The sequence below is a fragment of the Streptomyces sp. NPDC050617 genome, from assembly GCF_040654795.1.
GTDB lineage: Bacteria > Actinomycetota > Actinomycetes > Streptomycetales > Streptomycetaceae > Streptomyces.
In genome coordinates this window covers 1-23,319 of sequence record NZ_JBFAIS010000014.1, presented here as the reverse complement: position 1 = coordinate 23,319, position 23,319 = coordinate 1, and the positions used below count along the sequence as shown (strand labels likewise).

Here is a 23,319-nt window from a genome sequence, read left to right as displayed (position 1 = left end):
CGCGCGCGTACCGCACCCGTCGCCCTCACCCGCGCCGGGCCCGGTGGAAGCGGTAGGCGTCCTCGATCATCTCCTCCAGACCGGGCCGGCCGGGCTTCCAGCCGAGCTCGCGCCGGATCAGCTCGCCGGCCGCCACCAGGGTCGGCGGGTCGCCCGGCCGCCGGCCCGTCGGCCGGGACGGCACGGGGCGGCCGGTGACGCTCGCCACCGCGTCCAGCACCTCCAGGACCGAGAAGCCCTGGCCGTTCCCGAGGTTGTAGATCCGGTGCTCGCCGGGGGCCACGGCGCGCAGCGCCGCCAGGTGCGCCTCGGCGATGTCTCCCACATGGATGAAGTCCCGCACGCAGGTGCCGTCCCTCGTCGGGTAGTCGTCGCCGTACACCGAGAACTCCGGCCGCCTGCCCAGCGCCACGTCCAGCGCGATGGGGATGACGTGCGTCTCCGGCTCGTGCCGCTCGCCGCAGTCGCCCACCGAGCCCGCGACGTTGAAGTACCGCAGGCTGACCGCGCCCAGCGGGTGGGCGCGCGTGTAGTCGCCCAGCGCCTTGTCCACGGCCAGCTTCGACGCCCCGTACGGATTCGTCGGCGCCGTCGGCGCGCTCTCCGTGATCGGCACCTCGGCCGGCTGCCCGTACGTCGCGGCGGTGGAGGAGAAGACGAGCCGCCCGACGCCCGCCGCCAGCATCGCGTCCAGTAGCCGCAGCGTCTCGACGGTGTTGCCCCGCCAGTACCGCTCCGGGCGGCGCACCGAATCGTCGATCAGCGACCGCGCCGCCAGGTGCACCACCCCGTCGAAGCGGTGCGGCCCGGCCAGGACGCGGGCCGCCTCGGCCATCGTGCCGCGCACGAACTCGGCGCCGCGCGGCACGGCGTCGGCGAAGCCGCTGGACAGGTCGTCGACCACCACCACCCGGTGCCCCTCGTCCAGCAGCCGCCGCGCCACCACGCTGCCGATATAGCCCGCGCCGCCGGTCACCAATAGCCTCATCGTCCATCGCCTTTCCATGCGCAGTCGCCGTGCCATACGGAATTCCGCAAGCAAAATGCCGGCCGTACGTCGTCGGCCGGTGTTCTCCAATGAATAGCCCTAGGCGGCGAAGGGGAAATGCCGCCGGTTATCTCACGGGCTCCTACATTTTCCCCAAGCGCACTTCCCCAAGATTGTCCCCGCTGATATCGTCCTGTCGTATCCCGCTGCCGCCCGACGTAATTCGACGGGGCGCGCGGAAATTGCTGCGGCATGCGTGCCGCACATTTCGGAGGTGGTACGCACATGAGCGAGACCCAGCGGACACGGCCCCGGATCCTCTTCGTATCGGCCAACGAGTCGGCGCCCTGGGGCCCCAGCGAGACCAACTGGTCGCTGGCCGCCGCCCACTGGCTGCGCGACGGCGCCGAGATCCACGCGAGCGTCAAGGGCTGGGACGAGACCCCCGGCGAACTCGCCGACCTGGAGAAGGCCGGCTGCGTGGTGCACCGCAGGTGGGACCACCCGCCGTACGATCTGCGCCCCTGCTACGAACTGCCCTACTCCGAACGGCGGCTGAGCACCCTGGAGGCCGTGCGACCCGACTTCGTCGTCGTCTCCCAGGGCGACAACTACGAGGGGCTGGGCTGGCTGGAGGAGTGCCGCCGGCGCGGCTATCCCTACGTCGCCTACTCCAACTCCGCGTCCGCGTACGAGTGGCTGACGGACGATGTCGCGGAGCGCCTGGCGAGCGCCTACAACTCCGCCCTCGCCTCGTTCTTCGTCTCCGAGAGCAACCGGGACCTGACGGAGCGCCAGGTCGGGGCCCGGATACCCAACGGCCGCGTGGTCCGCTGCCACTTCAAGGTCGACTACGACGCCGCGCCGCCGTGGCCGGCGCGGGACACCCCGGTGCGCCTCGCCTGCCTGGCCCGCCTCGACCCCAACAGCAAGGGCCACGACGTCCTCTTCGACGTCCTGGCGCAGCCCAAGTGGCGCGAACGGCCGCTGACCGTCTCCGTCTTCGGCTCCGGCGAGTACGAGGGCGTGCTGCGCGCCCTGGCCTTGCGGCTCGACCTCGACAGCGTGGAGTTCGCCGGATACACCAAGGACATCGAGGAGGTCTGGCGCAGCCACCACGGGCTCGTCCTGTGCTCGCGCGCCGAGGGCCTGCCGACCGTGATCATCGAGGCGATGCTCTGCGGCCGCCCGGTCATCGTCAGCGACGTCGCGGGCAACGCCGAACTCCTCACCGACGGCGACACCGGCTTCGTCGCCGCCGGCCCCGTGGCCGCCTGCCTCGACGAGGCGCTGGAGCGCGCCTGGCAGCGCCGCTCCGAATGGCCCGCCATCGGCGCGCGCGCCGCGGCGGCGGTCCGCCGCCAGATGCCGCGCGACCCGATCGCGATCCTCGTCGAGCAGCTCAAGGAGCTGGCCGGGTGAACCGGCCGCTTCCGGGCGCAAGCCGCCCGGAAGCGGCGTCACCGGTCGGCTTCCGCCGTGTGGGGCCACCGGCTCACGCCTCCCGCAGCCGTTCGGCGGCCACCTCGGGCTCCAGCGGCGTGAAGAAGATGCCGCTGCCCAGTTCGCCGGCGGCGATGTAGCGCGGGACGCCCGGGGACCGCCATACCGAGACGATCTCCACGTACAGGTGGGCGCGCGGCCAGTCGCCGCCGTCCGCCGGGTGCTGGTGGACCCAGAGGAAGTACGGGGCCGGGCCGGCGAAGAAGCGTTCGAAGCGCCCGATGACGCCGGACAGCAGTCGGGCCAGCGACCGCCGGTCCCGCGCGTCGCAATCCGGCAGCCCGGCCACATGCCCGCGCGGCGCGAGCCGGACCGTGTAGGGGTAGATCGGGGCGCGCGGCACCCACGCCCACCACTCGTCCTCCTCCGCGACCAGCAGCTCCTTCGCCGGGCCGGCGCACAGGGAGCAGTCACCCGCACCCGAACCCCCGGCCAGCTGCGCGGCGGCCGTCGGCGGCACCCGCTCCAGGCCGAACGCCTGGCCGTGCGGATGGTCGACGGTCGCGCCCGCCTCCGCGCCCCGGTTCTCGAAGAGCAGCACATAGCCGACGTCCGGCAACGCGCTCAGCGAGCGGGTGCACTCGTCCCACAACTCGACGGCGCGGACGGCCTGTTCCTCGCCCATCGTCGCCCACGAGGCGGCGTGGTCGGGCGAGTACAGCAGGACCTCGCACCGCCCCGCCTCCAGCGCGGGCCAGCGGTTGGGGAACCGCCGCACCCGGTAGGGCTCCGGCGCCTCCAGGCCGCCGGGGCAGAACGGGCAGTCCACGCCGCGGGCGCGGGGCCGGCCCTGGCGGCTGCCCCGCACCATGACGCGCGCGCCCGTCAGCGGATCCCTCCTCAACTCGGCCACGTAGCGGGCCCCTTCCTCGGGCGGGCGTCGCCGGACACGGCGCTACGCGTCCGCGCGGATCGCGACCCGGATGACCTCTTCCCCCGGCTCGTCCGCCAGGTGGAACGCCTTGTCCGCGTCGGAGAGGTCCACGACATGGGTGATGACCTCGTCGGTGCGGATCACGCCCCGGCTCACCAGCCCCGCCGCCGCCGGCATATAGCGGCCCGGCCCCATCGTGCCGATCATCTCCATCAGCTTCAGCGGCCACCGCGCGGACTCCAGCTCCACGCTCCGGCCCATCCGATAGCCGATCAGCCCGACCCGGCCGCCCGGCACCACGAGATCGGTGGCCAGTTGGACGGCCGGCGGCTCGCCGCTCGCCTCCAGCACCACATCGGGCAGCCCGGCCGGGCCCGCCTCGGCGATCCACGCGGCGACGTCCGCGGGATCGCTCAGCGTGGTCTCGGCGCCGAGCGCGCCCGCCGCGCGGGCCCGCTTGGCGATGGGGTCCACGGCCAGGACGACCCGTGCGCCCACCGCGTGCACGGCCTGGAGCACATTGAGGCCGATGCCGCCGCAGCCCAGCACGGCGACGCTCTCGCCCGGCTCCAGCCGCACCCGGTGCAGCGCGTGCAGCGCCACGGCCAGCGGCTCCGCCTGGGTGGCGGTCAGCAGATCGGCGCCGGGCGTCAGGCGCACCAGGTTCGCCGCGGGCACCGCGATGTACTCGGCGCAGGCGCCCGGATCGGTGAAGCCGAACTCCCGCAGCTCCGGGCACATCACCAGCTGGGACCGCCGGCACCAGCGGCAGCGGCCGCAGCCCAGCGCGAGGTCCGCGACCACCAGGTCGCCTGCCGTGAACCCGCCGCCGCGGCTCTCCACGACGGTGCCGCTCCACTCATGGCCGGGCACCGCCGGGAACGCGGTGCCGTGCCACGCGTTGTTGTACAGCGACACGTCGCTGCCGCAGATGGAGTTGTACGCGACCTTCACCAGCGCCCAACCCTCGGGGACCTCGGGGTCGGGCACCTCGCGCACGCTGATGTCACGGGGGCCGTTCAGGACTGCTGCTCGCATGCCGTGGCCTTTCTGGTAAGGGGTGAGGGGGCTGCTCAGCGGGGGCCGGGGACGTCGCGGAGCGATTGCGTGACGTAGTGGAAGATCATGCTGTGCATCGCCTCGGCCAGCCCCACGTCCTTGGTCGGGGCGTTCACCTCCAGATCCGCCAGGTCCCGCAGGGTGCCGCCGGCCCCCGCCGTCACCGCGATGACGCGCACCCCGGCCTCCTTGGCGTGCCGGGCGGCGGCCACCACATTGGGGCTGGTGCCCGAGCAGCTGATCAGCAGCAGCCGGTCGCCCGGCTCCGCCAGCAGCCGCAGGGGCTCCACGAACACCCGGTCGTAGCCGCAGTCGTTGGCGTAGGCCGTCAGCATCGAGAGATTGTCGGTGAGGGCGATGGCCCGCAGCGGCGGCCCGTCCCCGGTGTACGCGCCCTTGAGGAGGTCCTGCGCGAGATGCGAGGCGGCCGAGGCGCTGCCGCCGTTGCCCGCGAGGAAGACGGTCGACCCGTCGCGGCGCACCGCGTCGAGCTCGCCGATGAGCCGGCCGACCTGCTCGCCCATCGAACCGAGCAGCGGGCCCGCCGTGGCCAGGTATTCGTCCCACGGGCCCAGGTCCGGGCGGACCGGGGCGGCGAATGCGTTCTGTGTCATGTCTGCGTCCCTGCAATCCAGTCGGGGAATCCGGTGCGCCGCGCCGAAGGCGGCACCGGCACTCAGTGCACGAAGTCCTCTTCGACGTCGTGGTCGACGTAGCCCGCGCCGCGCAGATCGCCGGTCTCCCCGTCGAGTTCGCGCCAGTCGGTGAGGAACGTCGGACCGTATCCGAACGCCAGCAGCAGCCGGTCGCCGTCCGTCAGCTTCCGCCGGGTGCCGTGCATCAGGGCCTCGTTGAGCAGCAGCATGTCTCCGGAGCGGACGAAGACATCGGTCAGGGTGGGGAACCCCGTATCGATCATCGAGGCGCGCACCCCCCGCTCGGCGCGGGAGCGCAGCAGCGGGAAGTTGGCCTTGTGGGAGCCCTGTACGTAGCAGAACGAGCCGTCCTCCTGGGACTGGATGTCGCTCAGGTACACCAGGGTCTTCACGTACGGGCAGTACAGCTTGCCGTCGTGGTAGGTGTGCGTGATGGACATGTCCCGGCCCACGGCGCCGCCGCCGAGGTCGAGGAGTTCGGAGCTGCCGCCGTGCAGATACAGCACGCTGTCCTTGCTCCGCCGCAGCCCGTACCCCTCCAGGATGCGCAGCGGCTGGTTGACGACGTCGCGCACGGGGCCCACCAGCCGGTCGTCGAGGGCGAGCCGCTCGAAGACGGGGCTCGCCGACGGCAGGTCCTTGTAGCGGACCGTGTTCGCGAATCCGGGGTCCACGGTGGCCAGCCGGCCCAGCTCCGCCTTGTACGTCTCCACCTCCACGGGGCTGAACGCGCCCCGGACCACGAGGAACCCCGTGGTGTCGAACAGATACAGCTCTTCCTCCGAGAGTGCGGGCACGGCTGTCCTTTCGCGTTGCCGGGGCGGGCGGGGCCGCGGCGGTCAGGTGAGGGCTTTCTCCAGGGCCGTCAGGACGAAATCGACGTCGTCCTCGTCCATGCGGGTGTGCAGGGGGAGGCAGATGTGCCGGGCGCACACGTCCTCCGACACCGGGTGCCGCCCGTCGCGCGGTATCCGCCCCTCGAAGACCGGCTGGGCGTCCAGCGGCATCTCGTAGATCTCGCCGCCCAGGTGCACCCCCGCCTCCTTGAGCGCGGCCTTCAGCGCGGCCCGGTCCACGGAGGGCTCCAGCAGCGCCGCGTACTTGTACCAGCTGGCCGGCGTGTGCGACGGGAGTACGGGCGTGAGGCCGGGCAGCGCGGCCAGGCCCGCGGTGTACCGCTCGGCGAGCCGCTGCCGCACGGCGAGGAACTCGTCCAGGCGGCGCAGCTGGGCCCGCCCGACGGCGGCGTGCAGCTCGCTCATCCGGGCGTTCTCGCCGAGCACGGTGTGGTAGCTGCGCCACAACTCGGGCTTGCCGAGGTTGCGGTAGCACCCGATCGACGCCGCCAGCTCGTCGTCGTCGGTGGTCAGCATGCCGCCCTCGGCACAGGTGATCACCTTGGTGGCGAAGAAGGAGAACGCGCCGGCCACCCCGAAGTTCCCGGCGTGCCGCCCGCCGAGGCGGCTGCCGTGCGCGTGCGCGCAGTCCTCGAACAGCCACAGCCCGCGCACCGCGCACCAGTCGGCGATCTCTTGCAGCGCGGAGGTGATGAGACCGCCCATGTGCACGACCAGAACGCCGACGGTGTCCTTGGTGACGGCCCGCTCCAGCGTCTCGACGGAGGGCGCGAACGTCTCCGCCTCCACGTCGACGAGGCGGGTGCGCAACCCGGCGAGCAGCGGGGCCGCGGCCGTCGAGTAGAAGGAGTTGGCGGGCACCAGCACCTCGCCCGTCCCGCGCTCCGCCAGCGCCCGCAGCCCGCACACGAGCGCGGCGGTGCCGGACGCGAGGGCCACGGCGTGCCGGGCCCCGGTGTACGCGGCCATCTCCCGCTCGAACGCGGCCACTTCCTCGCCCTGCGCGAGCTGCCCGCTTTCCAGGGCGGTGCGGATGGAGCCGAGGATGGTCTCGATGTCCCGCTCGGAGAAGTCCGGCCGTACGGGCACCACCTTGTGGTCCGTCATCGGCTCGCCGCCTCCGCGTCCGGGGCGGTGCGGCCGGCCGCGGCGAGCTGGAGCGCCAGCCCCTCGTCGATGCCGATGCGCGGGGACCAGCCCAGCTGGCGCCGGGCCTTCTCGGTGGAGACGAACCGCTGCGCGTAGACGAGTTCGCCGCGCCGGGTGGGCTCCTCGCGGTGGACGATGGGCACGCCGCCGAACAGGTCGGACACCTTCCGCGCCAGCTCCAGGGTGGTGATGATCTCCGGCCCCTCCAGGTTGTAGACCTGGCCCGCCGCCACCGGCGCGGTCGCCCGGTGGAAGGCGTCGGCGAGGTCGTGGGCGTGCAGGAAGGCGCGGCGCTCGGAGCCGTCGCCGAAGACGGTGAGCGGGCCGCCCTCGGCCGCCGCCCGCAGGAACGCCGAGACGACCAGGCCGGGCCACATGCCCGGCCCGTAGATCGGGCTGTAGCGCAGCACCGTGCACTGGAGGCCGTGCAGCCGGGCGAAGTCGCGGGCCAGCAGCTCCTTGGTGATCATCGAGGTGGTGTAGAAGTGGCCGGCGCCGGTCGGCAGGAACGGCTCGTCCTCGTCGATGGCCTCGGTCCGCATCGCGTTGTACACCCAGCAGCTGCCCGCGATGACGACGCGGGAGACGCCGGCGGCCGCCGAGGCGGCGAGGACGGCCGCGGTCCCGGTGACGTTGGCGTCCATGGCGGTGACCGGGTCGGCCAGCACGGCGCGGGCGTCGGCGACCCCGGCGAGGTGCATCACGGCGTCCGGCCGCCAGGACGTGAACAGCTCGACGAGCTCGTCCTTGGCCGTGATGTCCAGCGCCCGGCCGGGGAAGGGGTCGTCGGGGGTCCACCGGTTGTCGAGGACCATCACTTCATCGCCGGCCGACTCGCAGCGGCGGGCGACATGCCGGCCGATGAAGCCGGAACCGCCGGTTACCAGGCAACGCATCAGGACCTCTTCCGGGCGCGGGGGGAGTGCGGGGCGGGGGCGGACACACCGGCTGCCGCGCGTTCGCGGAGCCGTTCCTGCCGGCTGTCGGCGCTCTCGACGGCGCAGCCGTCGTCGGCGTCCGGCCGCTCTTCCAGCAGGGTCAGGAAACGGTGGTCGGTCAGTTCCTCGGTGCTGTGCTTCTGGAGGTCGCGGAAGTCGCGCCGGGTGCGCTGCTGGTGCGGCATGCGGCGGCCGACGCTGCCCATGCAGTTGCGGCAGGCGGCCAGCGGCTCGGTCCCCTGGAGGTAGGCCAGCAGCCGCGCGGGGAAGTCCGGCTCGTCGGTGATCCGCAGGCCGTCCTCCCACAGCGGCTTGGCGCCTTCGAGGACCTGGGGCAGGAACACGGACTGCGGGCACTTGAAGAAGTGCCCCTCGTACAGCGTGTGGCAGCGCCAGACGTGCGCGATCTGGCAGGTGGCGAAGATCCGCCGGACCAGCGCCTCGTCGTCGGTGCCGTGCTCCGCGTACGAGTAGCGGAAGTGCGAGTAGTAGGAGATGTTCAGCAGCACGTCGTGTTCGTCGGCGTACGCCCGTACGCGGGCCATCTTCTCCTCGTCGAGCTCCCGGTCCGGGTAGACGGAGATCTCGATCTCGTCGACCGCGGCGTAGAAGTCCTCGCGCATCCGCGGCAGGAGGATGCCGTTGGTGCAGACCGTGATGTGCGGCGCGAGGCCGGAGGAGCGCACCTGGTGGAGGATGGGCACCAGTTGGGGGTGGAGGAGCGGTTCGCCGCCGAGCACCTTGACGAACTTGGCGGCGAACGACCGGGCCAGCAGGTGGAGATCGCGGGCGGCGGTGTCGGGGTCGATGAAGGACCGGCGGAAGACCGGTGAGAGATGGCTGCACGAGGCGCAGCCGAGATTGCAGTGGTGCGCGACGTTCAGCTCGCAGCCTTCCGGACTTACGACCTTTCCGTCCGCGATGTGATAGGTCATCAGTTCCTCATTCTCGCCAGGAGAACGTCGAGTCGAAGGAGCAGGAGAAATTGTTGGAGTAGCCGCCGAGGTAGTAGCGCAGCGTCGGCAGCCCCGTGCACGAGACGGGTTCGCGGCGCGCCCGCAGGTCCATCGCGAGCTTGTCGTCCTCGCCGATCCGGTCGGCCTCGTCCCGCGCGTCGAAGTCGTCGCGGAAGGGGACCTCCAGCAGCAGCTCCCGCGCGAGCATCCACTCCCCGGTGTCCACCTCGATCACCGGGTCCGGCACGCCCAGCGGATCGAGCCGGTCGCGCCGCACGCAGGAGCCCGGCTCCACCACCCCTTTCGCCCGCAGCCGCTCGTATTCCGCGCGCCCCTCCGCCTCGTCCTCGGACCACGGCGAGCGCGTCTCCAGATAGGGGGAGCCGTCGGCGTTGACCATCCGCAGCTGGGAGTGGACGGCCCGGTGGCCGGTACGGGCGGCGCACTCCAGCAGCGACGTCAGGTGGCCGGGCTCCCATTCGTTGTCGTCGTCGAGGAACGCGACCCAGGGGCTGCGGACGATCCGTACGGCCATATTGCGCAGCCGCGAGGAGCGGCCGGGGCCGGACACGTCATGCGGGCCGCGGCCCGCGAGCAGCCAGCGCACATTGGCCGGCGGCTCGGGCAGGTCGCGCAGCGACCGGTAGGTGTCCAGGCAGTCGTCGATGACGATGAGATGCTCGAAGCCGCCCGGCGGGCGCTGCCCCTGGGCGCTGCGCACCGCCCGCGCCAGCAGCTCGGGCCGGGTGCGGGTGATCGTCACGACGGTGACCGGCGCCGCCGCGGGCCGCCCGGGTGCTCCGGCGGCGTTCACAGCGGCAGCCGGACGGTCCGGGAACCCTCGTCGGTGAGCCGGAACGGCAGCTCCCGCAGCCCCGCCTCGCCCAGCGACCGGCGCACCTCCGTGTGCCTGCCCGGCGGGCAGACCAGCAGCAGGAAGCCGCCGCCGCCCGAACCGAGCAGCTTCGCGCCCCCCGCCCCCGCCTCCAGCGCCCGGTCGTGCAGGGCCTGGAGGTGCGGGCTGCTGATCCGCGAGCCGAGCCGCGCCTTCAGCGACCAGTGCTCGTTGACCAGCCCGGCGACGGCCTCCATGTCACCCTTGACCAGCGCCTCGGTCATGCCGTGGGTGATGGAGCGGATGGCGTGCAGCCGCCGCAGGGACGCGTCGTGGCCGCTGAGCGTGCGCTGGTTCTGCTCGGCGAGGATGTCGCCCGCGTCCCGGCTGATGCCGGAGTGGAAGAGCATCAGATGTGCTTCCAGGGCGGACCGGGAGGCGGCCGGCAGGTCGAGCCGGTCGGGGGCCACCCGGCCCGACGGGTGGAACCGCAGCAGCCGGATCCCGCCGTACGCGGCCATGTAGTGGTCCTGCTTGCCGACCGCGCGCCCGAGGTCGTCGATCTCCACCGCGCTCGCGGCCTCGGCGAGCGCCTGCCGCGACAGCGCGCCGGGCTGTGCCGCCGCGTGCAGCAGCGAGACGGCGAACGCGGCGGACCCGCCGAGCCCGCTGCCGCTGGGCACGTCGCTGAAGGACGCGATCTGGTAGCCGCTGCGCAGCCCGGCGCGGAGCAGGCAGGCCCGCGTCATCGGGTTGGGGTGCTGGTGGCTGCGGTCGCACAGGTCGTAGCTGTCGGTCGCGGCCCGCACCCGGCCGTCGAACTCGCGGGGGAAGACGGTCACGCCGACGTACCGGTCGATGGCGCAGCTGAGCACCAGGCCGCCGTGGCGGGACGAGTAGCTGGGCAGGTCGGTGCCGCCGCCGGCCAGCGAGACGCGCAGCGGGGAGCGGGCCGTGACGACGGCGGGACCCGCCGGCTGAGTCGCCTGGCCGGCGTCGACGGCGTCGGCGTCGGGGGTGGCGTCGGGGGCGGCCGGGGGAGGGGTGAGGGCCGTGGGCAGCGGCCAGCGGATATCGGTCATGAGACGGTGTGCCCCTCGGCTCCCCGCCCGCCCCCGGCGCACTCCCCGCCGCGGCGCAGCAGGTCGTGGACGGCGGCGGCGACATGGCGGTGCGGTACGGGCGTGAGGTAGTGCTCGTCCGCGCCCAGCGGCTTGCCGAGCCCGCCCAGCAGCACCATCGCGACGTCGTCGCCGTCGCACGAGCGGTAGCCGCGCTTGTTGTCGAACGCGATGTGGTGCAGCACCGTCTTGGGCGCGATGCCCGCGGTCAGGCACCGGCAGACGCCCACCCGGTCGATCAGCTCCTCGTGGACGGCCACGGCCGCCTCGTCGAGCAGCCCCATCCGCCGCGCCACGTCGGCCGCCGCGATCATGCCCAGCGCGACGGCCTCGCCGTGCTTGAGCGCCGCCTCCTTGGGCCCGTGCGCCGTGCTGGCCAGCTCCAGGGCGTGGCCGATGGTGTGCCCGTACTCCAGGAGCAGACCGGAGTATTTCTCGTACGGGTCCTCCAGCAGCAGCCGGCTCTTGACGGCGAGGCTCAGGTCGAAGATCTCGCCGAGGTCGGCGGGGGTGTAGTCCGCCCGGGGGCGCAGCAGCCGGCGCAGCCGGGGAATCTGCGAGGGCTCGATCGCCAGGGCGTTCTTGACGGTCTCGCAGGTGCCGGAGCGCAGATCGCGGGGCGAGCCCTGGGCCACCACCGCCAGGTCGACCAGGATCAGTTCGGGCGGGTGGTAGAGGCCGACCATGTTCTTGGCGTGCGAGGTGTTGACGGCCTGCTTGACGGAGATGACCGAGTCGCAGGCGGCGATCACGGTCGTCGGCACGTGCACCAGCCGCACCCCGCGGAAGAGCAGCCCGGCGAGGAGCCCCGCGATATTGCCGGGGATGCCGCCGCCGGCCGCGACCACGACGGTCCGGCGGGTGGCCCCGAAGTCGAGCGCCAGGTCGATGAAGCGGGACAGCGTCGCCAGGTTCTTGTGCTCCTCGCCCGGCGGATGGGAGAGCAGCAGCGTGGGGGCGACGGCGTCGAGGGCGCCGGCCAGCTTCCCGGCGGCGACGTCCGCCACATTGTCGTCGGTGACCACGATGAAGCGGTCGGCGTGCAGGGAGCCGAGCGCGGCGACCATCTCGTCCTGCACGTCCTCGCCGAGCAGGACACGCACCCGGTTGTCCGCCACGTCGAAGTGGCGTTCGCGCAATCGCCGCCGGTCCGCCGCGGGTTCGGTATCCGCGCGCTCGGTATCCGCGGGTTCTGTGCGCGCGGGGGAGACGGCAGCCGGGGAAGGGGCCTGAAGATCCATCGTCATCACTTTCGGAGAGAGTCGATGCGCTGCTTCGCGATGCCGATCGCCTCGGCGGAGAAGTCGTTGCACGACCACTCGCGCCCGGCCGACTCGGCGGCCAGCGCCGTCGAGCCGATCCCGCAGAACGGGTCGACGACGCGCTCGCCCTCCTCGGTGAGCAGGCGGATGAAGTACAGCGGCGCCGCGACCGGGAAGCGGTCCGTGTCGGCCCGGCTCAGCCGCTCGGACACCCCGTCGAGATACGGGTAGTCGGCGGCGGAGTCCCCCATGGCGAGGAAGTTGCCGAACGGCTGCGTCAGATAGCTCTGGAAGCCGCGCACCCGCCGGGTGTCCACCGGCACGTCGGGGGTCCGCGACAGCCAGAACCACGTGGTGACGCAGTCGTGCAGCCGGATCCGCCCCTGGGTGACCCACTCCTCGCGCTCGTCGAGGAGCTCGGGGTTGTACCAGTAGAACTCCTGGAGGAGGTGCCAGTCGCCGCGCGCGAGCAGCCGGCTGACGGCGGCGAAGTTCTGCACCGTGCGCACCGGGCGGTCCCGCGCCCAGCTGCAGCCGGTCTCGATCACCACGCTGCCGTCCGGCTGCAGCACCCGGGCGAACTCGTCCATGTAGCCGTCCAGCCAGTCGCCGAACGCCGGGTTGGTCGGGTCGTCGGACGACGGCTCGTAGGGGCCGGTGAACCAGGGCGACGTCACCACCAGCCGCACACTGGCGGCGGGCAGCGACCGGAGGAAGGCGGTCGCGTCCCCCTGGGTCAGGGTTCCGGCGGCGGTGGCGGCCACCGTGCGTACGGTGGAGCCGGTCTCGGTACGAGCGCTCATCGAGGGCCTCTCGCTCGGCGACGGGGGGATCGGGGCGACGGCTTCAGGGCATCGGGCGGGCTGCTTCAGGGCAACTGGCCGGTATTTAAGGTGAGTTGGTCCCACGGCCCGAGGCGTCGGGCCGTGGCCTCATGGTTTCCGGCCTCAGGCCGCGGGCAGTTGGGCGCGGGCCTTCTCCAGCGCGGTGACGACGAGCTCCATGCGCTCCGGCGGCGCGAGGAAGAGACGGTGCGGCAGGACCACCGCGTTCTCCCCGGCGAACTCGGCGGCGGGCAGCTCGAACCGGGCGGGGTCCAGCGGGCGCGCGCCGCCCGGCCCCTTGGTCCAGCCGGAGTGCAGCGGCTGGTAGAGGACGTTGCGATGGAGCGCGGAGTCGATGGGCTCGACGTGCAGGCCGAGCGACTGGGACAGCGAGGCGGCCACCGCGTCCTTCGCGCCGGGGCCGAAGACCGCCGGGTCGAGCCGGACGCAGAACTGGTAGGCGGCGTCCGCGGTGAGCGCGGCCGGCCGCTCCAGCGGGCGCGCCCCGTCGAAGCCGCCGAGCAGCTCCTCCAGCCGTCGCATCGAGACCCGCCGGCGGTCGTTCTCCTCGTCGAGGCGGGCCAGCCCCTCCAGCGCCACCGCGGCGTTGAACTCGCTCATGCAGTAGTTGTAGCCCTGCACGCCGGGCAGCTCCTCCAGCTCCAACTCGCCCACGGGCGCGGCTCGGTGGCCCCGCCCGTCCGCCCGCTTGCGGAACAGCCGGTCGTGGACCTCCGGGTCCGAGGTGACGGCGACTCCGCCCTCGCCGCAGGTCAGCAGCTTGGTCTGCTGGAGGCTGAAGGCGGCGGCGTCGCCGATCGCGCCGAGCCGCCGCTCTCCCCACATCGCGCCGTGCACGTGCGAGCAGTCCTCCAGGAGGGCGATGCCGTGCCGCCGGGCCAGGGCGGTCATCGCGTCGAGGTCCACCGCGGAGCCGTACAGATGCACCGCCATGATCGCCCTGGTGCGCGGGGTGACGGCCGCCGCCGCGGCCTGGACCGACATGCACAGGGTGTCCGGCTCGATGTCGACGAAGATCGGCACCGCGCCGACGCGCAGCACGGAGGACGCGCAGGCCACCCAGGTCAGACCGGGTACGAGCACCTCGTCGCCGGCCCCGACGCCGAGCGATTCCAGCGCGATGGTGAGCGCCGCCGAGCCGTTGCAGGTGGGCACCGCGTAGGGCACCTTCATGAAGTCGGCGAACGCGGCGGCGAAGGCATGCTCGTACGATTCCTCGCCCGTGTACGCGCCGCTCACCGCCCAGCGGCCCGACCGGAGCGCGGCGAGCAGGTTCTGCTCGGTCTGCGGGGAGTGCGTCGGCCACTGCGGCCAGGGGAGAGCGTCGGACATCGTGACCCTCCGATGAGGTCTCGGTCAGTCAGCGGGTGCGGGAGGACGGCCCTGGGGGCGGGGCCGTGAACGAGCGGAAGCAAGCGGAGACGAGAGGGGACAAGCGGAGACGAGAGGAGCCGAGCGGAGACAAGCTGAGACGAGAGGAGCCGAACGGGGACGAGCGACACAGTGCTACGCGCTGGACGTGCCTGATGTGCGGACGTGCTGGTTCACGGGGGAGCGCCGCGGCGACGGGGATGGAGCGCGGCGCGCGGGCCGGACCGGGGAGTGCGTCTGAGGGACGTACTGGCATCCGTAGGAGCGGGTGATCCGCAGTGCGAGCGTACGCCCGCTGCTGATGCCTCTGTCAACCATGGTGAACGGTGATGGCTCATTGCTGCCATATGCCGTCCGCTGTAGTTGTGGCTCATGTGACGGAGCGGCAGTGGTGAGCGTGCCCGTGAGGCACGGCGAAGGACCGAAACGCGCCGGAGGGAACGCTCCCGGTTGGCCGAAATGACATCAACGTGACGACGGATAGGCCCTGTTGTCAGCTGTGGCGGATGAGGGTTGACTGTCCTATGGCACCGCCTGCCGGCGGCGTCGTGAACGGGGACGACCGGGGGCGGGATGATGAGCAGAGGCGAGTCGGCGGCATCGGGCCACTCCGGCAGGCCGATCCTGCGCAAGCTCGACCAGCGGCTGAACGAGCTGATCGCCGCGCTCTACCCCGAGGAGCGCAAGCGGCCCGGCTACGCCCGGCTCGCCAAGGAGATCAGCGAGCAGACCGGCGGCGCGATCTCCGGCACGTACCTGTGGGAGCTCGCCACCGGCCGCAAGCGCAACGTCACCCTGGAACAGCTCGACGTGCTCGCCGAGTTCTTCGGCGTACCCCCCGGCTACTTCCTCGACGACGACGTCGCCGAGCGCGTCAACGCCCAGCTGGCCCTGGCCGCCGCCTTGCGCGACACCCGCGTGCGCAACCTCGCGCTGCGCGCCGACGGGCTCTCGCCCGCCAGCCTCGACGCGCTGCTGACGATGGTGAACGAGGCGCGCAAATTCCAGAACCTCTCGACCGATGAGGACCCCGACCATCCCACCACCACAGAGCGCTGACCGGGGCCGGCCGCCGCCGGCCGCACGAGGTTCGCCGACGCGGCCGAACCCGTCCGAGCCTCTTCCAGAACCCCGGGGGCCTTCCGCCGACAGGCGCGATCCACGCGCCTCGAACATGGTCGTAGGAGCACCGCATGCACCCTCGCGACATCCGGCTACGTCGCCGCTGCAACTCCGCGCTGGCCCGGCTCGACCCGCCACGGCCGTTCTCCGTGACGGCGCTCTGCGACCAACTGGCCGAACAGCGACGGCGCCCCATCCATCTGCACCCGCTGCCCGCGCAGGCGGCCGCGTCGGGGGCCTGCGGGATGTGGCTGGCGACCGAGGGGGCGGACCACATCTTCTTCGAGCAGCGGACCGGGCGGCTGCACCAGGAGCACATCGTGCTGCACGAGCTCGGCCACGTCCTGCTGGACCACTACGCGCTCGGCCCGGACGGCGACGGAGCCGCCGGGCTCCTCCCCGACCTCGACCCCAAGCTCATCCGCCGGCTCCTGCGGCGCACGAACTACACCACGCCCCAGGAGAAGGAGGCCGAAACGCTCGCCGGGCTGATACGGACCAGGGCGGAGGCCGCCGGCCGGAGGCTCGACGGGGTGCTGGGCAATCTCCAGGCCGCCATGGGCGTACGCGGCTGATATGCGGCCGGGGCTGGCCACATGCGTCGCCGGATTCGAGGCCGTCTCGACCGTGGTGCTGCTCGCCGCCGTCCTGTGGCGGCTGCCATCGGTCCTGCGGCGCCCCCAGGAGCGGCTGCTCTGGGGCACGATGGCGCTGACCGCCGTCGCCATGGCCATGGACCTGCCGCTCATCGCCCGCCTGCTGAGCGACGGACCCGCCACGATGTGCACCGTGGCCCTGGCCAGAAACATGATCGGGGTGCTCTCCGCCTGCGGCGTGCTGTACTTCGTCGCCGCGTCCGGCGGCAACCGGAGGTTCGAGCGAGCCGTCCTGATCGCCGTGCCGTTCGTCCTGGCCGGCCTGGTGCTCATCGCGTACGGCGTGGACCCGCCCTGCGCGGCAGCGGTCCCCGGCATCACCGGCGCCCCGCGCACCGCCGGCTACTGGCTGCTCCTCGGCTCGACGCACCTGATCGCCGACTCCGCCTGCGCCGTGATGTGCCGGCGCTACGCGTGCCGGAGCATGGACCGGAGCCTGCGGGTGAGCCTCGCCCTGTTCGGCTGGGGCGCGGTGTTCGCCGGCGTCTTCTGGGCCGGCCGGCTCGTAGGGCTGGTCACGCCGCTCGGCGACGACGTGGTCCTGTATCTGCGCGTCGCGCTGGGGCTGCACGCCGTGCTGCGCGCCGCCGCCCTGCTCGTACGGGACCTCGCCGCCGTCGGCCGCGCGGCGTCGGACGCCCGCGCGATCTGGCGGCTGTGGCCGCTGTGGCGGTCCCTGGTGGCGGCCGTGCCGCACGTGGCCCTGAAGCGGTACCGGTGGCGCGGCTCCGAGCTGCTGTGCGCGCCCTCCCACTGGCGCTACCTCGTGTACCGCAAGGTGATCGAGACGCGCGACGCCGTCCTCGTGCTCCAGGACTACGCGCACCCGGCCGCGCTGCGGCGCGCCCGCGACCACGTCGCCGCCGCGGGCGTCCCGGCCCGCGCCGCCCGCCCCGCCGTGCTCGCCTGCGTCATCCGCGAGGCGTGCGCGGCCAAGCGGGCCAACATCCGGGAGGGCGGGCGGGAGAGCGCCGACATCGAGGTGGACCGCGGCGAACTGGCCGCGGAGATCGACTTCTTGCTGGAGGTGGCCGAGGCGTACACCTCGGCCTGCGTGAAGTCCTTCGCGAAGTCCTCCGAGCGGCCGCCCCCCGAAGAACCCACGGAGAGGTCCCCCGGCGAGCCCTCGGACAGGCCCGGCCACAAGCCGTCGGACAAGCCCTCCGACCCGTCGTCCTGCAAGCCCCGCCGGGCCCGCGCCGAAGGGCGGCTGTTCGGCCGTCAGCCCAGATCGAAGGCGTTGCGCAGCCCGAGCCGGTAGCGGATCTCGTCGTCCCTCTTGAGCGGCGCGAGCTCGGGCGCCCGGTACAGCGGCGTGACGGCGCACCGCTCGGCACCCGAACCGGCTGCGTCCAGCAGGGCGTTGACGGCGGCCCGCGCGGAGGCGTTGGCGCCCTCCATCGTCGCGAGATCCACGTCGGTGGCCACGTAGTCGCCGGAGAGGAAGAGGTTGGGGATCGCGGTGCGCGCGGTGGGCCGGTTGTACCAGGTGCCGGTCGGGTGGATGAACAGCTGCTCGTCGTTGGTCGGGCGCCCGTTGCCGATCACCACGGCGGGGTCCAGGAACCAGGAGTGCAGCGCCCCGTCCCGCAGCACCGTGCGGCCCGTGTCGTTGAGCCCGGCCTTCATCTGCGCCCACACCTCCCGCGCGACCTCCTCGCGGGTGCACTCCTTGGCCGTCTTGCCGTAGAGGATGCCGGGCTTGCCCCACTCGGAGACGTCCACCGACAGGCAGTCGGCGGCCACGCCGTCGCCGTAGTCGCGCGGGAAGTCCCGCCCCGCCCAGTACTGCGCCTGCCCGACCGCCGTGATCGACCACGGCGAGTCGATGTGGTTGATGTGCCCGTGCAGGATCGGCGTCGGCTCGGTCAGATAGAACTGAATGCCCGTCATCCAGTCCGTCTCCAGCTTGTCGCAGCGCGCCAACTGCGGGTCCGCCGCCCGTAATCGCGCGTTCCAGGTCGTACGGGCGTGCTCCACCGGCATCGCGGAGACGAAGTGATCGGCGGTGATCGACTGGCGGGCGCCCCGCGCGTCCTCCGCCACCGCTTCGGAGATCCGGCCCCCGGCCAGGGTCAGGTCCCGCACGGCCCAGCCGGTGTGGAACTCCACGCCCAGGGAGCGCAGATGGGACGTCCACGGGTCGATCCACGCCTCATTGGTGGGCGCGTTCAGCACCCGGTCCGGCTGCCCGTCCGCGCCGCGGCCCAGCAGGTTGTAGAAGAACGCCTCGAAACAGTTGGCGACGGTCTTGGTGCTCGCGACCTCCGCCTTCGTCGCGACGATGTTGCGGGTGATGCCGATCGCGAGCAACTGCTGGTAGTTCTCCGACATCTTCGCGGCCTTCAGGAACTCCCACCACGGCGTGCGCTCCCAGGTGTCCAGGCGCCGCTTGTCGCAGCTGGTGAAGAAGACCAGGATGCGGTTGGCGAAGTACGCGATCTCGTGGGCGGGCAGCTTCGAGAAGGTCTCGAACAGCGCGGTCAGCGCCCGCAGCACCGCGTCCGGGGTGAGCACGGGCGGCGGGCTGCCGACGATCTGGAACGGCAGCCGGATGTCCTCCTTGCCGATGCGGGCCAGCATCACCTCGGAGGAGGCGACGAGGTTGTCGTGGCAGCCGTTCGCGTTGCCCGGGAAGGGGATGCGGCGCAGGGTGTCCGGGAGATTGCGGTACCAGCCGGGGATGAAGCGGAACCCGTGCTCGCCCGGCAGCGGCTTGCGGCCGCCCCGCGCGCTGCCCGGCACGTCCATGCTGCGCGCCTTGCCGCCCAGCGCCTTCTTCTCGTACACCGTCACCGTGAATCCGCGCTCGGCGAGTTCGTGCGCGGCGGTGAGTCCGGCGACGCCGCCGCCGAGCACCGCGACGCTCCGCCCCGTCGATGCGGCCGTGCGGCGGCGCGGCGCCGCCGTCGCCCGGCCGGCCAGCGCGGCCGTGCCCGCCACCGCCGCCGCGCCGCCGATGAAGCCTCTCCGGGTGCTGCCGGTACCGTCCATGCCCCTGATCCCCTACCGTCGGTAACCCATCACGTCAGGCGCAGGAGCATAGAAGCGGCGCGCCGACCCCGGAAGGCAACCGCCGACACACCCGCACATTGGCGCGAAAGAGACCGCGGCGCGGGGCAGGCTGGAATCACCGCCGCTCGCGAAGAAACCGTTCACCCATCAACACGAAGAATCCAGTCACCCACGAAGCAGCCAGTCACCGGCGAAGAAGCCGAATCACCCAAGAAGAAGGCGAAGGGGCAGCGTCATGGCAGCAGTGCAACCGCTCTCACAGCACGACGTCGAGGAGCGCCTCCAGGAGCTCCCCGGCTGGTCCACCGACGGCGACAGCATCAGCCGTGACTACACCTTCGACGGCCACTTCCAGGCGGCGGCGATGGTGATCCATGTCGCCCAGATCCAGGAGGAGCTGGGCCACCACTCCGAGCTGACCCTCGGCTACAACAAGATCTCCATCACCGTGAACACGCACAGCGCGGGCGGCAAGGTCACCGGCCTCGACGTCGAACTCGCCCGCCGCGTGGAGGAGATCGCGCCGGGCCACGGGGCGCGCTGACGAGTCCCGCCCGCACACCGAAAACCGCACGGCCCCCCGAAACACGAGAGGGCCGTGCGGTCACAGCCGACAGCGGTCGGCTTTCGGGTTTACTGCACGCGGGTGTCGGCCTCGTCCTCCGTCGTCTCGTCGGGCAGCCGCACATCGATGACGGCGATGTTGACCTCCACGACCTCCAGCCCCGTCATCCGCTCCACGGCGGAGATCACGTTCTCCCGGATGTCGCCCGCGACCTCGGTGATGGGCACCCCGTACTCGACCACGATGTCGAGGTCCACGGCCGTCTGCCGCTCGCCGACCTCGACCTTCACGCCGCGGGTGACCTGCGAACGGCCGCCGGGCACCCGGTCGCGCACCGCGCCGAGCGTACGGGCCAGCCCGCCGCCGAGCGCGGCCACGCCCGGCACCTCGCGTGCGGCCATTCCGGCGATCTTCTCGACCACGCCGTCCGCGATCGAGGTCTTCCCGCGGGTGGCCGGCGCGGTGTCCGCGCCGGCGGGCCCGGCCTGCACGGTCGCGCCGCCGCCCTGCGGTATCCCGCCGGTCCGCGGCTCGTTGACCGCGGGGGCTGCCGTCTTCGGGGACGTCGACATGGGCTCTCTCCTCGGATCGTCATCGGGTAGTTCGTCCTGACACCTGTTCGGACACGGCCCGCCGCCTTGCGTCACGCGCCGCCGCCGATTTCCTATTCTTCGCTCACCGCGTGAGGAACGCGGTTCCCCTGCGTCGAACAGGATGGCCGCAGGACCGGACGGACGGAACCGGGCCGAACGGAACCGGGCTGAACGGAACCGGGCCGAACGGATACGGAAAGGAGCAGGCGAGTGCCCGAACGCGGCGACGACCTGCTGGCGGCGCGGGCCGGGGAAGGCGACGAGGGCGCGTTCGAAGTTCTGGTCCGGCGGCACAGCGCGACGCTGCTCAGCCTGGCGACGCGCCTCCTCGGCAGCCGTGCCGACGCGGAGGACGCCGTGCAGGAGGCGTTCGTCAGCGCCTGGCGCAGGCTCCCGGACTTCCGCGGCGACGCCGCCTTCTCGACCTGGATGTACCGCATCGTGACCAACCGCTGCCTCAACGTTCTGCGCGCCCGCCGCCCCACCCAGGACCTCGCCGCCATACCGGAACCACCCGCCCCGGAACACGCGGCGTCCCCGGTCCGCGCGGTCGAGGGCACGGCGGCGGTCGAGGCGCTCACTGTCGCCCTGACCGGGCTCACCCCCGAGCAGCGCGCCTGCTGGGTGCTGAGAGAGCTGCACGGACTCTCGTACAGCGAGATCGCGGAGGCGGTGCGGATCAGCGAGCAGTCCGTACGCGGCAGGATCTTCCGAGCACGGCGCTATCTGACGGAGGCGATGGGCGCATGGCGCTAGACGACGCGACCGACGACGCCGCCCTGCCGTGCGGCCGTACGCTCAGCGCGGTCTGGGAGAGCGGGAGCGACGATCCGCACGTCGCGGGCTGCCCGCACTGCCAGGCGGCGCTGGCCGGACTGGGCGTCCTGGACAGCTACGTACGCCAGGCGCGGGCCGCCGCCGACCCGCCCGCCGAAGAGATCACCGCACGCGTCATGGACCTCGTCCGGGCCGAACTGCGCCCCGGCCGGCCGCTGCCGCTCGGCGAACCGGACGACGACGCCTGGATCGTGGAGACCGCGGCCACCCGCACCTTCCGCGCCGCCGCCGAGAGCCTGTCCGGGGTCCTCGCCGGCAGCTGCCGCGTGGCGCCCGTGGACCCCGAGGCCGCCCGCGCCGCCTCGGAGCAGGGCCGCGGCCCGTACCGGGGGCCGCTGCGCGTGACCCTGGACGTGGCGGCCACCGCGGACTGGACGGTGCCCGAACTGGCCGACCGGGTACGGATCCTGGTCGCCGACGCGGCGCACCGCACCGTCGGCATGGACGTCGCCGAGATCGACGTCTCGGTCGTCGACATCCTCGACGAGGACCCGCCGACGGTCCGGGGCAGCACTCGGGACGGCGAGAGGAGAACCCGATGAGCGGCACCACGCCGGAGACCGCCCGCGTCCTGACGGCGGCGGCCGACGCCGCCCGCGCCACGCCCGGCGTCGCCTTCCTGCGCCCCGGCCTCGCCGACATGGTGCGCGGCGCCGCCGCCCGCCGGCTCCCCGCGGGCGCGGGCGGCGCGGTGGCCGCCTGGGGCGCCGCCCGGACCCGGATCGCGGGCGTACGGGCGGAGCGCCTGCCCGGCGCGGGCGGCTGGCAGCTCCGCGTCCACCTGGCCGTACGCCGCGGCCACCAGGCGCTCGCCGTCACCCGCGCGGTACGCGCCGCCGTCACGTCGGCCGTCGTCGAGGCCGTCACGGAGCCGGGGGAGCCGGCGCCGCACGTCGGCGTGAGCGTCACCGTCACCGACATCACCTGAGAACCTGAGACGGCGGCGGCCGGCGCCCGCCGACCGGGGCGCTTTTGCGGGAACGGCAACAGGGTTTGGCGCTGCGGGCAGGTCCGGCGGACGCTGATACCCGTACGCACCAGGCCGGCCGACCGGAGGCAGCGATGACCGACCAGCAGCAGCTCGCGGACCACGGGCACCAGCACCAGCATCACCATCACGACGGGGCGCAGATGGACTGGGACGTGATGGGCCCGCTGCTCGAATTGGGCGCCGAAGTGCAGTCGCCCGTCGTCGACCAGGCCGCGGTCTGGCTCCGCGAACGAGTCGAGGCCGCGGGCGTGCCGGTGGTCCGGCGGATGCTCGACATCGGCAGCGGTCCCGGCGTCGGCGCCTGCCAGTTCGCGCAGGCGTTCCCGGAGGCCGAGGTCGTCGCCGTGGACGGCACGGAAGCGCTGCTGGAGCGCGCCCGCACCCGCGCGGCGGACCGGGGCCTCGCCGAGCGCGTACGCACCTGTCTCGCCGACCTCCCCGACGGGCTCGGCGAGGTCGGCGACGCCGACCTCATCTGGTCCGGCATGGCCCTGCACCACATCGGCGACCAGCAGTACGCCGTGGAGCGGCTCGCCGGCGCACTGCGCCCGGGCGGCCTCCTCGCCGTCGCCGAGGGCGGTCTGCCGATGCGTGCGCTGCCCCGTGACATCGGCTTCGGCCGGCCCGGACTCCAGGGGCGGCTGGACGTCCTCAGCGACGACTGGTTCACCGGCATGCGGGCCGCGCTGCCCGGAGCCAAGGAGGCCGTCGAGGACTGGCCCGCGTTCCTGGCCGCCGCCGGGCTCACCGACATACGGAGCCGGACCTTCCTGATCGACCTGCCCGCGCCGCTCGGCGCGGACGGCCGCGCGTACGTGCACGCCACGCTCGCGCGCCAACGGGAGGTCGCGGACGAGCTGCTCGACGCCGAGGACCGCGCCGCGCTCGACCGCCTCCTCGACCCCGAGGACCCGCAGGGCCTGCTGCTGCGCCCGGACGCCTTCCTCCTCAGCGCCCGCACGGTGCACACGGCGGTGAAGCCCGCCTGACGCCGGGTTCACGGCAGCGGCCCGTCGCCGGGTGCGTCATGACCGAGCCGAAGTCCGTCATCTGGCCCTGCGGCACGAGGGAGTACGCCTCGTCGATGAACAGCACCCCGCCCAGGGCGCGCCGGAAGACGGCGGTC

Annotated in this window: 24 protein-coding genes; 9 read left to right on the top strand and 15 right to left on the bottom strand. The window is 72.9% G+C overall.

Going from position 1 to position 23,319, the window contains the following annotated elements; translation table 11 throughout:
• Positions 1-25: 25 nt before the first annotated feature.
• Complete coding sequence (galE, locus tag AB0I49_RS19580; RefSeq protein ID WP_363228252.1) at positions 26-988, bottom strand: UDP-glucose 4-epimerase GalE; 963 nt, start codon at positions 986-988, stop codon at positions 26-28.
• A gap of 285 nt (positions 989-1,273) precedes the next feature.
• Between galE and AB0I49_RS19575 the strand changes: the two genes are divergently transcribed.
• Positions 1,274-2,410: a glycosyltransferase gene (locus AB0I49_RS19575; protein ID WP_363228251.1), complete on the top strand. Its 1,137-nt coding sequence runs from the start codon at positions 1,274-1,276 to the stop codon at positions 2,408-2,410.
• 73 nt (positions 2,411-2,483) lie between these two features.
• On the opposite strand, the gene AB0I49_RS19570 is transcribed toward AB0I49_RS19575, so the two are convergent.
• From AB0I49_RS19570 to AB0I49_RS19515, 12 genes are all read right to left on the bottom strand, one after another.
• Positions 2,484-3,344, bottom strand: coding sequence for a hypothetical protein (locus tag AB0I49_RS19570; RefSeq protein ID WP_363228250.1), 861 nt, complete (start codon positions 3,342-3,344; stop codon positions 2,484-2,486).
• A 42-nt stretch (positions 3,345-3,386) separates the two neighbouring features.
• Positions 3,387-4,403 (bottom strand): alcohol dehydrogenase catalytic domain-containing protein, encoded by a 1,017-nt coding sequence (locus AB0I49_RS19565; protein WP_363228249.1) that lies wholly within the window; start codon positions 4,401-4,403, stop codon positions 3,387-3,389.
• Between the two features lie 35 nt (positions 4,404-4,438).
• Positions 4,439-5,038 carry an SIS domain-containing protein gene (locus AB0I49_RS19560; protein ID WP_363228248.1) on the bottom strand — a complete coding sequence of 200 codons (600 nt, stop codon included), beginning with the start codon at positions 5,036-5,038 and terminating at the stop codon, positions 4,439-4,441.
• A gap of 62 nt (positions 5,039-5,100) precedes the next feature.
• Positions 5,101-5,877: a phytanoyl-CoA dioxygenase family protein gene (locus AB0I49_RS19555; RefSeq protein WP_363228247.1), complete on the bottom strand. Its 777-nt coding sequence runs from the start codon at positions 5,875-5,877 to the stop codon at positions 5,101-5,103.
• Positions 5,878-5,919: 42 nt separating this feature from the next.
• Positions 5,920-7,044: a DegT/DnrJ/EryC1/StrS family aminotransferase gene (locus AB0I49_RS19550; protein ID WP_363228246.1), complete on the bottom strand. Its 1,125-nt coding sequence runs from the start codon at positions 7,042-7,044 to the stop codon at positions 5,920-5,922.
• Complete coding sequence (locus AB0I49_RS19545) at positions 7,041-7,982, bottom strand: NAD-dependent epimerase/dehydratase family protein (protein ID WP_363228245.1); 942 nt, start codon at positions 7,980-7,982, stop codon at positions 7,041-7,043. The genes AB0I49_RS19550 and AB0I49_RS19545 overlap by 4 nt, the downstream gene beginning before the upstream one ends.
• Positions 7,982-8,959, bottom strand: coding sequence for a radical SAM protein (locus AB0I49_RS19540; protein WP_363228244.1), 978 nt, complete (start codon positions 8,957-8,959; stop codon positions 7,982-7,984). Before AB0I49_RS19540 ends, AB0I49_RS19545 begins: the two co-directional genes overlap by 1 nt.
• Positions 8,960-8,966: 7 nt before the next feature.
• Positions 8,967-9,743 (bottom strand): glycosyltransferase, encoded by a 777-nt coding sequence (locus AB0I49_RS19535; RefSeq protein ID WP_363228243.1) that lies wholly within the window; start codon positions 9,741-9,743, stop codon positions 8,967-8,969.
• A 47-nt stretch (positions 9,744-9,790) separates the two neighbouring features.
• A complete protein-coding gene (locus AB0I49_RS19530) occupies positions 9,791-10,897 on the bottom strand; it encodes a hypothetical protein (protein WP_363228242.1) in 1,107 nt (368 codons plus the stop codon).
• Positions 10,894-12,177, bottom strand: a complete 1,284-nt coding sequence (locus tag AB0I49_RS19525) for an iron-containing alcohol dehydrogenase (protein WP_363228241.1) — start codon at positions 12,175-12,177, stop codon at positions 10,894-10,896. The genes AB0I49_RS19530 and AB0I49_RS19525 overlap by 4 nt, the downstream gene beginning before the upstream one ends.
• 5 nt (positions 12,178-12,182) lie before the next feature.
• Positions 12,183-13,001 (bottom strand): DNA methyltransferase, encoded by an 819-nt coding sequence (locus AB0I49_RS19520; protein WP_363228240.1) that lies wholly within the window; start codon positions 12,999-13,001, stop codon positions 12,183-12,185.
• Between the two features lie 144 nt (positions 13,002-13,145).
• On the bottom strand, positions 13,146-14,375 hold the full coding sequence (locus tag AB0I49_RS19515; RefSeq protein ID WP_363228239.1) for a DegT/DnrJ/EryC1/StrS family aminotransferase: 1,230 nt from the start codon (positions 14,373-14,375) through the stop codon (positions 13,146-13,148).
• A 612-nt stretch (positions 14,376-14,987) separates the two neighbouring features.
• Between AB0I49_RS19515 and AB0I49_RS19510 the strand changes: the two genes are divergently transcribed.
• The 3 genes from AB0I49_RS19510 (at position 14,988) to AB0I49_RS19500 (ending at position 17,453) form a co-directional block, all read left to right on the top strand.
• A complete protein-coding gene (locus tag AB0I49_RS19510; protein WP_363228238.1) occupies positions 14,988-15,473 on the top strand; it encodes a hypothetical protein in 486 nt (161 codons plus the stop codon).
• A 134-nt stretch (positions 15,474-15,607) separates the two neighbouring features.
• Entirely contained in the window at positions 15,608-16,111 is a 504-nt protein-coding gene (locus tag AB0I49_RS19505) for a hypothetical protein (RefSeq protein ID WP_363228237.1), read from the top strand.
• A 1-nt stretch (position 16,112) separates the two neighbouring features.
• Positions 16,113-17,453 (top strand): MAB_1171c family putative transporter, encoded by a 1,341-nt coding sequence (locus tag AB0I49_RS19500; RefSeq protein ID WP_363228236.1) that lies wholly within the window; start codon positions 16,113-16,115, stop codon positions 17,451-17,453.
• Here AB0I49_RS19500 and AB0I49_RS19495 read toward each other — a convergent pair.
• A complete protein-coding gene (locus AB0I49_RS19495; RefSeq protein ID WP_363228235.1) occupies positions 17,414-19,186 on the bottom strand; it encodes an FAD-dependent oxidoreductase in 1,773 nt (590 codons plus the stop codon). The genes AB0I49_RS19500 and AB0I49_RS19495 overlap by 40 nt on opposite strands.
• A gap of 256 nt (positions 19,187-19,442) precedes the next feature.
• Between AB0I49_RS19495 and AB0I49_RS19490 the strand changes: the two genes are divergently transcribed.
• Entirely contained in the window at positions 19,443-19,751 is a 309-nt protein-coding gene (locus AB0I49_RS19490; RefSeq protein WP_363228234.1) for a 4a-hydroxytetrahydrobiopterin dehydratase, read from the top strand.
• Positions 19,752-19,840: 89 nt separating this feature from the next.
• Here AB0I49_RS19490 and AB0I49_RS19485 read toward each other — a convergent pair whose 3' ends face one another.
• Complete coding sequence (locus AB0I49_RS19485) at positions 19,841-20,344, bottom strand: Asp23/Gls24 family envelope stress response protein (RefSeq protein WP_363228233.1); 504 nt, start codon at positions 20,342-20,344, stop codon at positions 19,841-19,843.
• Between the two features lie 231 nt (positions 20,345-20,575).
• On the opposite strand from AB0I49_RS19485, the gene AB0I49_RS19480 reads away from it, so the two are divergent.
• The 4 genes from AB0I49_RS19480 to AB0I49_RS19465 all read left to right on the top strand — a co-directional run bounded on the left by AB0I49_RS19480 (position 20,576) and on the right by AB0I49_RS19465 (position 23,182).
• Positions 20,576-21,121: an RNA polymerase sigma factor gene (locus tag AB0I49_RS19480; RefSeq protein ID WP_363228232.1), complete on the top strand. Its 546-nt coding sequence runs from the start codon at positions 20,576-20,578 to the stop codon at positions 21,119-21,121.
• Complete coding sequence (locus tag AB0I49_RS19475) at positions 21,112-21,744, top strand: hypothetical protein (RefSeq protein ID WP_363228231.1); 633 nt, start codon at positions 21,112-21,114, stop codon at positions 21,742-21,744. Before AB0I49_RS19480 ends, AB0I49_RS19475 begins: the two co-directional genes overlap by 10 nt.
• The gene (locus AB0I49_RS19470; RefSeq protein ID WP_363228230.1) at positions 21,741-22,130 is read left to right on the top strand and encodes a hypothetical protein; all 390 of its coding nucleotides are present in this window, start codon (positions 21,741-21,743) and stop codon (positions 22,128-22,130) included. Before AB0I49_RS19475 ends, AB0I49_RS19470 begins: the two co-directional genes overlap by 4 nt.
• A 134-nt stretch (positions 22,131-22,264) precedes the next feature.
• Positions 22,265-23,182, top strand: a complete 918-nt coding sequence (locus tag AB0I49_RS19465) for a methyltransferase domain-containing protein (protein ID WP_363228229.1) — start codon at positions 22,265-22,267, stop codon at positions 23,180-23,182.
• Positions 23,183-23,319 lie beyond the last annotated feature (137 nt).